The following is a 14,549-nucleotide window of genomic DNA, read 5'->3' on the forward strand; positions in this document are numbered from 1 at the left end:
CGGGTTACGCGTCGAGTGCAGACATCACGTGCTTGATGCGCGTGTAGTCCTCGACGCCGTACATGGAGAGGTCCTTGCCGTAGCCGGACTGTTTGAAGCCGCCGTGCGGCATCTCTGCCGTGAGGAGGATGTGGGTGTTGATCCAGACTGCACCGAAGTCCAGGTCGCGGCTCATGCGCATGGCAGTGCCGTGGTCGGTGGTCCAGACGCTGGAAGCCAAGGCGTATTCGACGTCGTTGGCCAGTTCGATCGCTTCTTCTTCGGTGCTGAACTTCTGGACGGTGATGACCGGTCCGAAGGTTTCCTTCTGCACGATGTCGTCGCTCTGCTTGGCGCCGGAGATGATGGTGGGCTCGAAGAAGAAGCCCTTCTCCCCTGCGCGGTGGCCACCGGTTTCGATTTTGCAGTTCTCCGGGAGGTGCTCCACCACGGAGGTCACGGCGTTGAAGTGGTTCACGTTGTTGAGCGGACCGAAGTAGTTGTCTTCGTCGTTCTGCGAACCGGTGTGCAGGGTCTTGGTGTGCTCCACCATTGCTGCCACGACGTCGTCGTGGACCGAGTCTTCGATCAGAACGCGGGTGATGGCAGTGCAGTCCTGGCCGGCGTTGAAGAAGGCGAACTCGGCGATGGCCGCGGCGCTCTTCTTGATGTCGGCATCCTTGAAGACGATGGCCGGAGCCTTGCCGCCAAGTTCCAGGTGGGCACGCTTGAGGCCCTTGGCTGCGCCGCTGGCGACGGCGATGCCGGCGCGGACGGAGCCGGTGATGGAAACCAGGCCCGGGACCTTGTGGTCAACCATCATTGCGCCGGTCTCACCGGTGCCGAGGACGACGTTGAGCACGCCCGCGGGGAAGATCTCGCCGGCGAGGCGGGCCAGGACAAGGGTGGATTCCGGCGTGGTGTCCGAGGGCTTCAGGACGACGGTGTTGCCGGCGGCCAGTGCGGGGCCGATCTTCCAGATGGCCATCAGGAACGGGTAGTTCCACGGGGCAACCTGGGCCACGACGCCGATGGGTTCGCGGCGCACGTAGGAAGTGTGGCCTTCGAAGTACTCTCCCGCTGACTTGCCTTCCATGATGCGTGCAGCACCGGCGAAGAAGCGGAGCTGGTCTGCGCCTGCAGCGATTTCCTCGGATGCGATCAGGGAGCGGACCTGTCCGGTGTTGCGGTGCTGCGCTTCGACGAGTTCGTCGCTGTGGGCCTCTACTGCGTCCGCGAGCTTGAGGAGCATGAGCTGGCGCTGGCCAGGGGTGGCCTTCTTCCAGGACTTGAACGCGTCACTGGCTGCGGTCATGGCGGCATCCACGTCGGCCTGGACCGAAATGGGCGACTTGGCAACGATGTCGCCGGTGGCAGGATTGACGATGTCCAGGAGACCTGTACCTGCCGGCGTAACGAATTCGCCATTGATGAAGTTCTGCAAGGTTTGAACCACGGCGTGCAACCCTCTTTCGGTGTCTGGGCATGGGTTTAGCTGATCAGAGCCTATGCCAGGGAGGGGGTCCAAGGAATAGTCAGCTGCACACAGACGACCCCCTCCCTTAGTGCGCTTGCCCAGCGTCGGGTTACCCTTTATCCATGGCAATGTCCCTCGCTTCGCTCGTCGCTGTCCCCTCCCTCAAACTCCGCCAGGCCGGCCTTGCCGAGACCACCCTCAACCAGGACATCAGCTGGGTTGCGGTGACGGAGTTGGAGGATCCCCAGCGCTTCCTGAGCGGCGGCGAGTTGGTCCTCACCACGGGCTTGCGCCTCAAGAGCGCCGCGGACCAGCGGCGTTTCGTGCGTCAGGCCCAACGCGCCGGTGCCGTCGGAATCGGTTTCGGCATCGGACTGACCCACGAGTCTGTCCCGGAGGCCCTCATCGCCGAGGCCAACCGCTGGGGATTGCCGCTGGTGGAGATACCTTACGAGATCCCGTTCATCGCCATCGGCAAACTCGTGGCCGAGTCGCACTCCGCGGACCACTATTCCAACCTCGAACGCCTTTTGGCCGGGCACCAGATCCTGGCCCGCTCGCTCCTCACAGGCGGTGGGCTCAACGAGCTCCTCAAGCAGCTGGGCAGCATGCTCCGCACCGATGTGGTGCTGACCCAGTTCAGTGCCCAGCTCTACAACAGCGTGGCTGGGAAACCGGCGCCGACGGCGGATGGCTGGGCTTCGTACCCGATTCCCACCGGCCGCAGGGATGCCTGCACGCTGTGGTTGCGCCAGCCTTTCGTGGACTCCGGGATTGTGAGTTATGCGCAGAACCTGATCAGCGTGGAGCTCAACAACATGGTCAAGCAGCGCCAGTCGCAACGGGCCATGGCAGGTCAGGTGCTGGACGACGTCATTCACGGCACCCTGGAAACCATTGAAGCGGCCCGCCGCCTGGCAGGGGTAGGCATCAACAGCACCCGGAAGAACGTGGTGCTGGTGGCGGAGTCCACGGCCCACCACAAACAGCTGATCAGCATCTCGCTCCCCCAAGCGCTGGAAGCCGGCGTCAGCGCCGTCGTCGGGAAGGACCTGGTCACGGTGATCAGCGACGACTGCAGCTCGGCCACCGCCCTGGCCAAGAGCCTCAGCGACCACCTGCAGGAGGCCGGCATCCATGCCGTGATTGGTATCGGGGGCGCCTACACGAAGCCGAACGGCCTGCGCTGGAGCTACTTTGAAGCGCGCGACGCCGTGGCGCACGGCTTGCCGGTCAACGAACCGGAACGGCTGAGCCTGACGTCGCTGTTGCTCGCCAGCGAGGATGTGCCCCTCGCCGACATGGCCAGTGAATCCCTCACGCCGCTGCGGAAGTTCGATGCCGCACATGGAGCCGAGCTGGTAGCCACTTTGGAAAGCTACCTCAACCACAACGGCTCGGTGGCAGCCGTGGCCGAAGCCCTTACCCTGCACCGGAACACCGTCCGCTACCGGCTGGCGCAGATCACTGAGCTCACGGGTTACGACCCTTCCCAGACGCAGGATCGCGTTCAGCTCTGGCTGGCGCTGGCCGTCCAGCGGCTGGGGTCGCGGAACCCGAGGTAGGACCGTCGTGGAGAGGTTCGCCACAGAAGTCTGGACATTAGACGTCAAACGTCTAACCTTTAGTTATGGCTGCGACGACCCCTTTGACTCCCTCGACAGGAAATATCCCTACGATCTCCCCCGCTGACGCTGCTAGTTCGGTGTCTTCGGCGAGTGCGGCGAGCCAGGCAGTTCCAAAGACGCGCGTCGTGGCCGTCGTCGGCATTGTTGCCGTGGTCCTTATCGGCCTGAATCTCCGCGCCGGTATTACCAGCGCCGCCGCCTTGTTCCACGAGCTGCAGCAGGTCCTGGGCTACGGCGCCTTGGTTGCGTCCATCCTTCCGTCCATTCCCTTGCTCTGCTTTGCCGTTGCGGGGATGGGGACCTCGTGGCTTACGCGCCGCGTTGGTGTTGAGAAGGCCATCGCCATCGCCTTGGCGTTGCTGGCTGGAGGATTGTTGGTTCGCGGTGTTCCCGTGACCGGCGCCCTGCTCGGTGGAACGGTGCTGGCAATGTCCGGCCTGGCTGTCTGCAACGTAGCAATGCCGTCCTTCATCCGGGAGCACTACTCCGAGCGCACCTCCATGATGACCGGCCTCTACACCTTCACCATGTCGGGAGGCGCCACCTTCGCGGCCGCGGTCAGCGTCCCCCTGTCCCAACAGCTCGGCTCACCCTCGATGGGCCTTGCCGCCTGGGGCCTGCTGGGCGTCGCCGCCCTCCTGGGATTCCTGCCCATGGTCCTGCACACCCACCGCAACAGCACCAAGACCGAACGCCCCCGCGTGTCCATGTGGCCGCTCCTGCGCACCCGCCTTGGCATCCTGATCACGGCGATCTTCACGTTCCAGGCCTTCCTCGCCTACGCCGTGATGAGCTGGTTCGCCTACATCCTGACCTCACAGGGCCTCAGCGCTTCCGAGAGCGGCCTGCAGTTCGGCGTGATGCAGCTGGTCTCCGTCGCTGCAGGCATGATCCTGCTCGCGTTCGGCTCCAGGCCGGGCATGCTGCGCCCCGCACTGTACCTCGCCAGCAGCTCCACCCTGTTGGCCATCGCGGCCATGATTTGGCTGCCGACATCCTTGGCAGTCGTGCCGGCTGTGCTTTTCGGTTTTGGCTTGGGCATCTTCCCGCTGGTCCTGGTGATCATCAGCCGCAGCGGACGTTCGACGGCGGAAACCACCGCGCTCTCCACCGTCGCCCAATCACTGGGATACTTGATAGCGGCAGTGGGTCCCTTTGGCATGGGACTCCTCCACAGCGCCACTGGCGGCTGGGTGCTGCCCCTGAGCCTGCTGTCGATCGTGGCTGTGGCACTCATGGTCACCTGCCACATGCTCACCAGCAAGCGAACTGCCACCAAGACCGGACCGAGGACAGTATGACCCTGACCCCTTCGCATCGCCCAGCCTTGGCCGAGGAGGTCACGGCCAAGCTGCGGGACATGATCAAGTCCGGCGAGTGGCCGCTTCAACAGCGCATTCCGGCGGAGCCCGAACTCATGGCCTCGCTGGGCGTTTCCCGCGGAACGCTGCGGGAAGCCATCAAGGCGCTGGCGCACTCGGGCATGCTTGAGGTCCGCCGCGGCGATGGCACCTACGTCCGCGCCAACAGCGAGATGTCCGGCGCGGCCCAGCGCATGTACCTGGAGCACACCCAGGAACACATCGTGGAGGTCCGTCTCGGCTTGGATACGCAGGCCGCCCGCCTTGCCACGAAGCACGCCACCGCGGAGGACCTTGCCGAGATGCGCCGGCTCCTTGCGCTGCGGCATGACGCCTGGCAGGCCGAGGACTACCCCACGTGGGCACGGGCGGACTGGGAGTTCCACGAACGTGTGGCCGTGGCTTCGGGAAACCCCCTGCTTCACCAGTTGTACGTCTCGTTCGGCGGCGTCTTCCACAACGATCTCCTCCGCCAGCAGCGCAAGGGCGGCTTCAATGGCATTCCCCGCGAAGGGCATGACGAGTTGGTGGATGCGTTGGAAGCCCACGATCCCGACGCTGCGGTGAGCAGCGTGTACCGCAACCTCGATTTTTGCGCGGACCAGACCCAGCCGTAAGCCTTACGGCACGGTTTCGACCCCCGCGTCGGCTGCGTCCTTGAACCTGGCATCAATGAGCACCACATCACGTCCAGCACGACCCAACAGGCTTGCGGCAATACTCGCGCGGTAACCCGTGGCGCAATGCACCCAGATCTTCGCGTCGGGGATGCCTGTCATCTTTCCAAGGAGCGCGTAGACGGGAATGTTGAGGGCTCCTTTGACGTGTGAGGCCCCGAATTCTTCGGGCCGCCGAACGTCCAGCACCACGTCCTCCTTCGCTCTCTTCTGGAGCAGCAGGTTCCAGTCGCCGTGCGGATAGGACGCCTGCGGATGCCCTGGCGCCACAGTCCGCAGCAGTTCAATGCCAGGCCCGACGGCGGCATCCGGACTTTCGATGCCGATTCTCGCCAGATCACGGATCGCCTTCTCAACCTCGTCCAGTGGGCCCAACAGAGTTAGCGGCTGGTTCCACGGGATGACCCAACCGAGGTAGCTGGTGAAGTTGTCCCCGCGACCGTATTCGAAGCTCACGCTGCCGTCCAGGTGGCTGTCCGCGAATGCCACCCGGTGCCGGAGGTCCACAACCCACTCCCCTGACCTCAAACGCCGGCCCAGCTCCCCGGCATCCACGGAGTCCGGCACATCCAACGCCGCCGGCCCAACCCCGGCCGCGTTGAGTGGGCTCATGTGGGCGTAGTACGCGGGATAGGCCGTGATGTTTGCCAGCAACTCTGAGACGAAGTGGTCCTCGCTGGGGTCCGTCAGGGCGTGGTTGGACTCGGATTGCTCACCCAGAGTGGACGAGTCCTGGTGGCTGGCGGGGCCGATCGAACAAAACGAGCCAAAGCCGTGTGTAGGGTACAACGCCGCGTCAGGGCTGGCTTGGGAGGCTAAGCGCCGGACCGATGCGTACTGCTCATGCGCCAACGCAGCTGTGTCATGTGCCGAGACCAGGTCCGTCCGTCCCACTGAACCGTAGAGCAGGCTGCCGCCGGAAAACACGGCCTCAGGGCCCCCGTCGTGCGCGTCATCGGTAACCACGTACGAGAGGTGCGTGTGGGTGTGCCCCGGGGTCGCCACCACCCTGACGGACAGCCGGCCGATGCGAAGGACCTGGCCGCCCGTGACAGGGACGCGGGTGAAAGAGACGTCGTCCTCGGCGTTCACCAGGTAGTCGGCGCCGTGCTTCTCCGCCAGGACCAGGCCGCCTGTGACGTAGTCGTTGTGGAGGTGGGTTTCGGCCACATGAGTGATCCGCACCCCCGCAGCTGAGGCTGCGGCTTCAACACGGTCAATGTCCCGTTGGGGGTCAATTACCAACGCCACCGTGCCATCGTGCACAAGGTAGCTGCGGTCCCCCAGCTGGGGTGTCTCGATGACCACGACGTCCATACCCCACCATAAAACAACGCGGGGTCACTTAGGGCCCATCCGGAAGCCCCGGACCGGCCGTAAGTGACCCCGCGTTGTTCTTTAGACGTCTACGGAAACACCGTCGCGGGAGATGTTAACCATGTCCTCGCGCGGCACAACCTTGATGCGCTCACGCTTGACCTCAACGCCGTGCGAACCGCCGGCTTCGGTGGCCGCTGCGCCGAGGGCGAGCTCGTGCGCGTCCAGGGCCAGCCAGCCTTCCCAGCTGGTGAACTTCACGCCGCGGGCGTCGAGCAGATCCACGACGGCGTCTGCCGCTGGAACCTCGGCGACGGGCAGGTTTTCGCGGTCCTCCAGCAAGTAGGTGACGGTTTCGAGGGCATCGCCCTTGGTGTGGCCAATGAGGCCGACCGGACCGCGCTTGATCCAACCCGTAGCGTAAAGGCCCGGGACGTGCTGGCCGTCGGCATCCAGGACACGACCGCCGTCGTTCGTGATCACGCCCTTCTTGTGGTCGAATTCGACGTCCGGCAGGGCCGAGCCGAAGTAGCCGATGGCGCGGTAGACGGCCTGGACCGGGTAGTCGATGAACTCTCCGGTGCCGCGGGCGTTGCCCGTGCCGTCCAGTTCGGTGCGCTCGAACTTGATTCCGGCAACCTTGCCCGGGGTTTCGGTGGAGTCGACGATCTCAACCGGGCTGTGCAGGAAGTGCAGGTGCAGGCGGCGGGACGCCGTGAGTTCGGAAAGGTCCTCGGGCTGCTCGGCGATCCAGTTGGTGAGTGTGCCAACCATGGTCTTGATCTGGTTGTTGCTCTGGATCTGGCGGTCGGATTCTTCGTCGAATTCGAAGTCCTCGGCGTAGAGGATGATGTCCACGTCCTTGGAGTGCGAGAGTTCACGCAGTTCCAGCGGGGTGAACTTCACCTGCGCCGGACCACGGCGACCGAAGACGTGGACGTCCGTGACCGGGGAGCTCTTCAGGCCGGCGTAGACGTTGTCCGGAATTTCGGTGACCAGGAGGTCATCGGCGTGCTTGGACAGGACGCGGGCAACATCCAGGGCAACGTTGCCGTTGCCGAGGACGGCGATTTCCTTGGCTTCCAGCGGCCATTCGCGCGGAACGTCCGGGTGTCCGTCGAACCAGGAAACGAAGTCGGCGCCGCCGAAGGAGCCCTCGAGTTCGATGCCCGGGATGTTCAGGTCTGCGTCCTTGATGGCGCCCGTGGCGAAGATGATGGCGTCGTAGTGCTTGCGGAGGTCCTCGATGGAGATGTCCGTGCCGTAGTCAACGTTGCCGAAGAAGCGGATGTCGCCGCGGTCCAGGACCTTGTGCAGGGCGTTGACGATGCCCTTGATGCGGGGGTGGTCCGGGGCAACGCCGTAACGGATCAGGCCGTAGGGTGCGGGGTAACGGTCAAAGAGGTCGATGCTGACGGTGAGTTCGCCACTCTTGACGGCTTCGCTCTTGGTCAGGATGTCCGCTGCGTACACGCCGGCCGGACCGGAGCCGATCACGGCGACGCGGAGCGGACGGTCCGCAGAACCTACGGGGGTGCTAATTGACACGGCTGTGTTCCTTCTTCTTCTCAGTTACTGCGAACGCGCGGGCGGTTGGGGGTGATGGTGCTGTAGTCAGCGGTCTTGAAATGCTGCGGCGCGAAGGGGCTGACACGGACGACGTCGCCGATCACAATGACCGCTGGATTGGCCACGCCGACGGCTTTCGCCTGGTCCGCAATGGTCCCCAACGTACCGATGGTGACGCGCTGGTCCGGCAAATACCCGTTCTCAACGATACCTACTGGAGTGTCCAAAGGCAGACCCGAGCCAGCCAAGGCAGCCGCGGAATCGCGCAATTGCGCCACTCCCATGAGCAACACCACAGTGTGGTCGCGGCGTGCGGGGACCTCGGACAGCTCTTCATGGCCGGTCACCACGCTGAAGCCCTTGGCCAAGCCGCGGTGCGTTACGGGGATACCCGCGGCAGCCGGAACGGAAATTGCCGACGTCACGCCGGACACCACTTCAACCTCGACGCCGTTCTGCCGGCAGAACTCTGCTTCCTCACCGCCGCGCCCCAGGACATAGGGGTCGCCGCCTTTGAGCCGGACCACGCGGTTGCCGTTGAGGGCTTCGTCCACGAGGATGCGGTTGATCTCCAGTTGTGGAACGGGGTGGTGACCGGGCGTCTTGCCGACCTCGATCACGCGAACATCCGGGGCAAGCTCTTTCAGCAGCTCGCGCGGGCCAAGACGGTCTGCCACCACGACGTCGGCCTGGCCCAGTAGGCGCCTGCCGCGGACTGTGATGAGTCCCGAGTCGCCCGGACCGCCGCCCACGAGGGCGACAGAGCCAGCCGGTGCGGTGCCGGACGCATCCGGTTTACGGTGCCGGCGGAGCGGCAGGTCACCTGCCTCCAGGGCGGTTGCCACTGCGTTCCGAAGGGCCATGGCGCGTCGTGGGTCTCCCCCGGCGTTAATGGCGATCTTGACGTCGTCCACCACGGCAACGGCGGGTGTCCAGGCGGCTGATGCTTCGTGATCGGAGGCGTTGACGCACCAGATGCGCTGCGCTTCGGCGTCGGCCGCTACTTGGGTGTCCACAGCGGAAGTGCCCGTGGCCGTCTGGACGAACCAGACGCCGTCGACGTCTGCCGTGCGGTACTCGCGCTGCTCCAAGGTGAGCAGCCCGGAAGCGGCGAGACCGTGAAGGTTTTCAGTGGCAACGGGGGCGACGACGGTAACTTTCGCACCGGCGTCGAGCAGTCCCCTGGCGCGGCGTTCCGCGACGGGGCCGCCGCCCACCACCAGCACCGGGCGGCCGAGCAGCCGCAGCGCGGTGGGGTAAATGTCCTGTATTGCCATGAAAAAACTGTAGGGCGGCTCCGTAACATGCTTCAAAGACTCGGAAACACCCGGTAACGCTGGGTAATCCAGCGTCACATATCTCCGCGGCTAGCCGGGAGAAACCCTGTCTTTAAGCGTCAGGTAGTAGGCCCGCTGCTCTTTGCCCAGATGCTCGATGGCGTAACGAAGGGTGGTTCTGGGCATGGTTGCGGCGTGCTCGTCCAGGAACGCCAGCAGGCGTTCGCGGCTGCTGCGCCCTGCGTCGCGGACCCAGCCGCCTACTGCTTTGTGGATCAGGTCCTCTTTGTCTCCGAGCAGGATTTCGGCGATGGCAAAGGTGTCGTCGAGTTGGCCTTCACGGATGAACGCCGAGGTGGCGACGATGGCGGTCCGACGTTCCCACATGTTCTCCGAGCGGGCGAGTTCGTAGAGTGGGTCGCGCGGTTTGTCCATGAGCCAGCCACCCACCACCCGCCCAGCGCCCAGGTCCACGAGGTCCCAGTTGTTGATGCGGTCATGCTTTCGCAAGTAGAGCTCGTAGAGGCGTTGGCGCCGTTCTTCCGTGGTCTTCTTTTTCTGGGCTTGGAGCGACATGATCTTTACGGCGCCGGCGCGGGCCTCGTGGATGTCCTGCTCCAGAAGCTGCTCGATGTCCTCCATTGACATGGCCGCGAACTCTTTGCTGAGCGTGAAAACTTCACCCATGCGCACGCCCATGAAGAAGTCACCCTCGGCATAGTCCCCTTCGCCGGTCTTGAAGTACCGCTGGTATTTGGCCTGCTCAAGGTCAGACTGCCGGATTTTCAGGCGTTCCAAGAACGCGACGGCGGTGGGCTGCGTTCCCGGCGCGGGCGCGGCAGGCTTCCGGGTCTTGGCGGGCTTTGGGGCCTTTCCGACTGTCGGGGTCATGACTCCATCATGCGCCTAAAAGACCGACCATCCTGTGCGTGTTGTGAATTCGTCCAGCGCCGCCACGCCTGCTACCGAGTTGCCGGACTTCCCCAAGCCAGGGCTCCAGACACTGATGGAGCACTTGTTGGGAACCACTGCCGCGATGCCGCCACCAACACCACTCTTGCCAGGTAGTCCCACACGGTAGGCAAATTCGCCAGCGGCATCGTACGTTCCGCAGGTGAGCATGACGGCGTTGATCCGCTTGGTCTGCGCCGGGGAGAGAACCAGGTTCCCGTCAGCACCCAGCCCGTTGGCGGCCAGGAAGCGTGTTGCGAGCGCAAGGTCTTCGCACGTCATGGCCAATGCGCATTGCTTCGCATAGGAGTCCAGGACATCCTCCACGGGGTTCTCCAGGTTGCCGCAGCTTGCCAGGAAGTGTGCCAAAGAAGCATTGCGGTGGCTGTTGGCCAATTCCGAACCGGCGACTTGGTGATCGGTGTCGATGGTGTCCTTGGTGGTCTCCTGACGCATCAAGTCCCGCACGGCATGGGCGGCGTTTCCTGTCAGGCTGAGGAGCCGGTCCGTCACCACAATGGCTCCGGCGTTGATGAACGGGTTCCGGGGAATGCCGTCCTCGCTCTCCAACTGGACCAACGAATTGAAGGGGTTGCCGGACGGCTCCCGGAACACCCGCTTCCAAATACTGTCTCCGTCAAAGGCCAGCACCAGGGCCAGCGCAAAGACTTTGGAGATGCTTTGGATGGAAAAGTCCACGTGGGCGTCTCCGGCTGAATACACCTCGCCGTCACGGGTGGCCACCGAAATGCCGAATTGTTGGGCATCCACGGCCCCGAGCTGGGGGATGTAGTCAGCCACGTTTCCCTGGCCGACATGCGGCTGCACGGCCCCGACGATGTCGTCGAGCAGATTCTGGATATCCATGGTTCCTAGCCCTTGGTCCCTGCGTAGGTCCAGAGCCTGATCTGGAGGTGCGCCAGCAGGCGTTCATCCGCGGAATGCAGGTCCAGGCCAGCCACCTCGCAGGCACGGCGGAGCCTGTAATGAACGGTGTTGCGGTGGACGGCCAACTCCTCGGCGCACCGGTTCACGTCGCCAAAGAACTCCAGGTAGGTCAGGAGTGTCAGCGCGAATTCCGGATAGCGGCTGCACAGCCGGGTGATTCCTGCATGACGCAGGGAGGTCCGGGATTCCAGCAACTCCAGCAGTTCCCTGGTCAGGACGGTTGTTTCCACGTCGCTGTACGAGGCCACGCGAACGTCCGGCGTTGCTTCCATGACTTTGAGGACACTGCGCACGTGATCAAGGGTGGCGTGCAGGGCGTCCAGGCGCGGAACGATGGGACCGACTGCCGCCTGCACCTGGAAGTGAAGGTGGGTGGTGGCATCACGAACAATGGTGTTGACCAGGCGATTGATGGCGGGGAGGGATTTGAGCGGGTCCACGTCGGGCAGGATGATGGCCGTTTCCATCCCCAGCGCTCCCACTACGGCGCCTGGTCGGTAGGCTGCCGCATGGATTGATGCCACTTTGGACAGCTCTCCCCTGCGGAGCTGAAGCCCGGCTGCACTCTGGCTGAGCCCGCCCGCCGAAATCAGGACCAAAGCCGCTGGCTTCGAGGGATCTATGCCTGCCGATTGGGCCTGCGAATGGACTTGTGCCGTTCCACTGAGCAGGCTGGACACCCGGTCCTCGCGCATCGATTGGGACTGCTCGTTGCGGTGGCGTACCAATTCGATGGCCGCATGCCTGGCCGCACCCACCATGATGCGGTCCGTGTTGGCCGCCAAAGGTTCAGCACCTTCCTGCAACCAGATGTATCCCATGACCCGGCTGCCCGCGTGAATGCCGATTGCCACACGTTCACGAAGACCGGCATCAAGGTTGGCTTCCACGTGGACAGGCGCTTCAGTGGCCTGCAGGTGCTTGTAAACCCCTGATTCCTTCAGGAGTTTTTGGTACTTTTCAGGACCACGCCTCGCCAGGATGGACAGCCGGCGGAGCTCGTCAACGTCATTGGATGCCGGGGAGTATGCAAGAACCCTGTTGCCCGGATCTTCGATCACCACGTGGCCATTGGTAAGTGTGGCCGTGGTTTGGGCGATCGCGAATAAGTCGCGGTGAACTGACGTGGGGGTTTCGCCTGGCACATCGTTCTCACGGACCCGGTCCAGCGCGATGCTCTCGAACTTATCCCAGCGGAGTCCCGGGGCAACCGCCACCAGTCCAATGCCGGTTGGTTGGAGCAACTCTGCTGCGGCTTCCAGCTCGCGTTCACTGCCCTTGACAGCAACTGCTGTGGGACGTCCAGCGATGATGCGGCGGAGTGCAGGGAGCGCCGCACGCCCGCGAGCGCCGATCAACATGACCAGGGCGCCGGGACGGATCTCGTCGTCGTCTTCAGCATCAACAATGACCGTTTCGCGAACGGTTCTGTTGTCCTCTGCCGGGGCCAGCAGCAGCCGGGCGTTGCCGACACCCAGATCTTCAAGGACATCGCTCAATAGGGTGACGACTCCGTCGTCGTCAATTTCCAAAGCTTTCAACGAAGCTATCGCTTCCTCTCCACATCAGTTTCTTCAGCAGTAGGCTTCCTCGCCATTGAGGGGCTCCGCCGGTACCTGTACGCAGGCACGCACAGCGAGAAACATTACCGGCCCTTCAGAACACCAGTGTTGTCCCCCCGGCACAAGAGCCGGGCCCTGAATTTGGTTCGCCAGCCAATTTGTTGGCGACGGCAGCGACCTAGAGTTGGTGACTGTCCCACACACCACAAAGACTGACTGAAGCACGGCCAATTTCAGCCCAACTGCCCGGCAGTCAGCCCCACGTTGTGGAGTATTGAGCCACCTCTGGTGGCAACGGAGTCAAAGGAGACCCCCGAAGTGATACCCACCCCTGCGTCCACACAAACCCTTCCGTCGCCAACAGACCTGGCCGCCGATCCGCCGTCGAGCGCTTTCGCCCAAGAGGAAACCGGCTACCGCAAGACCCTCAAGCCCCGGCAGATCCAGATGATCGCCATCGGCGGCGCAATCGGTACCGGCCTTTTCATGGGCGCCGGAGGCCGCCTGAACGGATCCGGACCAGCGCTGGTCCTGGTCTATGCCGTCTGCGGATTCTTCGCTTTCCTGATCCTGCGGGCACTGGGCGAGTTGGTGCTGTACCGCCCCACCTCCGGCTCGTTCGTTTCCTACGCCCGGGAGTTCTATGGCGAGAAGATGGCCTACGCCGCGGGCTGGCTCTACTTCCTGAACTGGGCCATGACCTCCATTGTGGACGTCACCGCGGTTGCCCTGTACGTGAAGTTCTGGGGCCAATACTGGGCACCCATCAATGACGTCCCGCAGTGGTTGATCGCGTTGATTGCTTTGGTAGTGGTGCTCGCCCTGAACCTGGTGTCCGTGAAGATCTTTGGCGAGATGGAGTTCTGGTTCGCCATGATCAAGGTTGGCGCCTTGGTGACGTTCCTCGTGGTAGGAATCTGCTTCATCGTTTTCGGCGGCCGGACGGACATTGGCGTTCCGGGCCTCAACGTCATCGCGGAGAACGGTGGCATGTTCCCCATGGGCTCCGTGGCGCCGCTCCTGGCCATCAGCGGCGTGGTGTTCGCCTATGCTGCTGTGGAACTCGTGGGCACCGCGGCCGGAGAAACGGCCCAACCCCACAAGGTGATGCCCAAGGCCGTGAACACCGTAGTGATCCGCATCGGAGTCTTCTATGTGGGCTCAGTGCTGCTGCTCTCGCTCCTGCTTCCCTTCACGTCCTACAAGGCCGGCGAATCCCCGTTTGTCACGTTCTTCTCGCACCTTGGCGATCCGCAGGCCGGAGCCATCTCGGCGTCCGTGATGAACTTCGTGGTCCTCACCGCAGCGCTCTCCAGCCTCAACGCAGGCCTCTACTCCACCGGCCGCATCCTCCGCTCCATGGCAGTGAACGGCTCCGCTCCACAATTCACGGGACGGATCAGCGCGTCCGGAGTGCCCTACGGTGGCATCCTGCTGACTGCGGTCATCACCTTAGTGGGCGTTGGATTGAACGCCGTTGTCCCCTCGCAAGTCTTTGAGATCGTGCTGGAAATCTCGGCCGTGGGAATCATCGGCGGCTGGGCCACCATCATGCTGTGCCACATCAAGCTCCAGCACTGGGTCCGCAGCGGCAAAGTGGCGCGGCCGGCGTTCCGGCTCTTCGGAGCACCTTTTACTTCCTATCTCACCCTCGGGTTCCTGGCCTTTGTGGTGGTCACCATGGGCTTCTCGGAGACAGGCCGCTGGGTTCTCGCGTCATTGCTGGTGCTGGTGCCGCTCCTGATCGTGGGCTGGTATGCGTATCGCGGCCGCATCCGCACAGCGCTGACGTCCTAGACCCCT

Annotated in this window: 11 protein-coding genes; 4 read left to right on the plus strand and 7 right to left on the minus strand. The window is 63.7% G+C overall.

Features of this window, described 5'->3' with window-relative positions; translation table 11 throughout:
* Positions 1–4: 4 nt before the first annotated feature.
* Complete coding sequence (locus AC5RU9_RS03135) at positions 5–1,435, minus strand: gamma-aminobutyraldehyde dehydrogenase (protein ID WP_211712021.1); 1,431 nt, start codon at positions 1,433–1,435, stop codon at positions 5–7.
* A gap of 143 nt (positions 1,436–1,578) precedes the next feature.
* Here AC5RU9_RS03135 and AC5RU9_RS03140 point away from each other — a divergent pair, with 143 nt between their 5' ends.
* From AC5RU9_RS03140 to AC5RU9_RS03150, 3 genes are all read left to right on the plus strand, one after another.
* The gene (locus tag AC5RU9_RS03140; RefSeq protein WP_494015276.1) at positions 1,579–3,021 is read left to right on the plus strand and encodes a PucR family transcriptional regulator; all 1,443 of its coding nucleotides are present in this window, start codon (positions 1,579–1,581) and stop codon (positions 3,019–3,021) included.
* A 65-nt stretch (positions 3,022–3,086) separates the two neighbouring features.
* Positions 3,087–4,385 carry an MFS transporter gene (locus AC5RU9_RS03145; RefSeq protein WP_494015277.1) on the plus strand — a complete coding sequence of 433 codons (1,299 nt, stop codon included), beginning with the start codon at positions 3,087–3,089 and terminating at the stop codon, positions 4,383–4,385.
* Complete coding sequence (locus AC5RU9_RS03150) at positions 4,382–5,062, plus strand: FadR/GntR family transcriptional regulator (protein ID WP_494015278.1); 681 nt, start codon at positions 4,382–4,384, stop codon at positions 5,060–5,062. Before AC5RU9_RS03145 ends, AC5RU9_RS03150 begins: the two co-directional genes overlap by 4 nt.
* 3 nt (positions 5,063–5,065) lie before the next feature.
* On the opposite strand, the gene AC5RU9_RS03155 is transcribed toward AC5RU9_RS03150, so the two are convergent.
* The 6 genes from AC5RU9_RS03155 to AC5RU9_RS03180 all read right to left on the minus strand — a co-directional run bounded on the left by AC5RU9_RS03155 (position 5,066) and on the right by AC5RU9_RS03180 (position 12,725).
* Positions 5,066–6,439: an MBL fold metallo-hydrolase gene (locus AC5RU9_RS03155; RefSeq protein WP_494015279.1), complete on the minus strand. Its 1,374-nt coding sequence runs from the start codon at positions 6,437–6,439 to the stop codon at positions 5,066–5,068.
* 81 nt (positions 6,440–6,520) lie between these two features.
* The gene (locus AC5RU9_RS03160; RefSeq protein ID WP_494015280.1) at positions 6,521–7,987 is read right to left on the minus strand and encodes an FAD-dependent oxidoreductase; all 1,467 of its coding nucleotides are present in this window, start codon (positions 7,985–7,987) and stop codon (positions 6,521–6,523) included.
* Positions 7,988–8,007: 20 nt separating this feature from the next.
* On the minus strand, positions 8,008–9,285 hold the full coding sequence (gene cobA / locus AC5RU9_RS03165) for a uroporphyrinogen-III C-methyltransferase (RefSeq protein ID WP_494015281.1): 1,278 nt from the start codon (positions 9,283–9,285) through the stop codon (positions 8,008–8,010).
* A 90-nt stretch (positions 9,286–9,375) separates the two neighbouring features.
* Positions 9,376–10,176, minus strand: coding sequence for a DNA alkylation repair protein (locus AC5RU9_RS03170; RefSeq protein WP_494015282.1), 801 nt, complete (start codon positions 10,174–10,176; stop codon positions 9,376–9,378).
* A gap of 15 nt (positions 10,177–10,191) precedes the next feature.
* The gene (locus tag AC5RU9_RS03175) at positions 10,192–11,103 is read right to left on the minus strand and encodes a glutaminase (RefSeq protein WP_494015283.1); all 912 of its coding nucleotides are present in this window, start codon (positions 11,101–11,103) and stop codon (positions 10,192–10,194) included.
* 5 nt (positions 11,104–11,108) lie between these two features.
* Positions 11,109–12,725, minus strand: coding sequence for a PucR family transcriptional regulator (locus AC5RU9_RS03180; RefSeq protein WP_494015284.1), 1,617 nt, complete (start codon positions 12,723–12,725; stop codon positions 11,109–11,111).
* A gap of 387 nt (positions 12,726–13,112) precedes the next feature.
* Here AC5RU9_RS03180 and AC5RU9_RS03185 point away from each other — a divergent pair, with 387 nt between their 5' ends.
* On the plus strand, positions 13,113–14,543 hold the full coding sequence (locus tag AC5RU9_RS03185; protein WP_494015471.1) for an amino acid permease: 1,431 nt from the start codon (positions 13,113–13,115) through the stop codon (positions 14,541–14,543).
* Positions 14,544–14,549 lie beyond the last annotated feature (6 nt).

This window comes from Arthrobacter sp. B0316-5-4, from assembly GCF_059090325.1.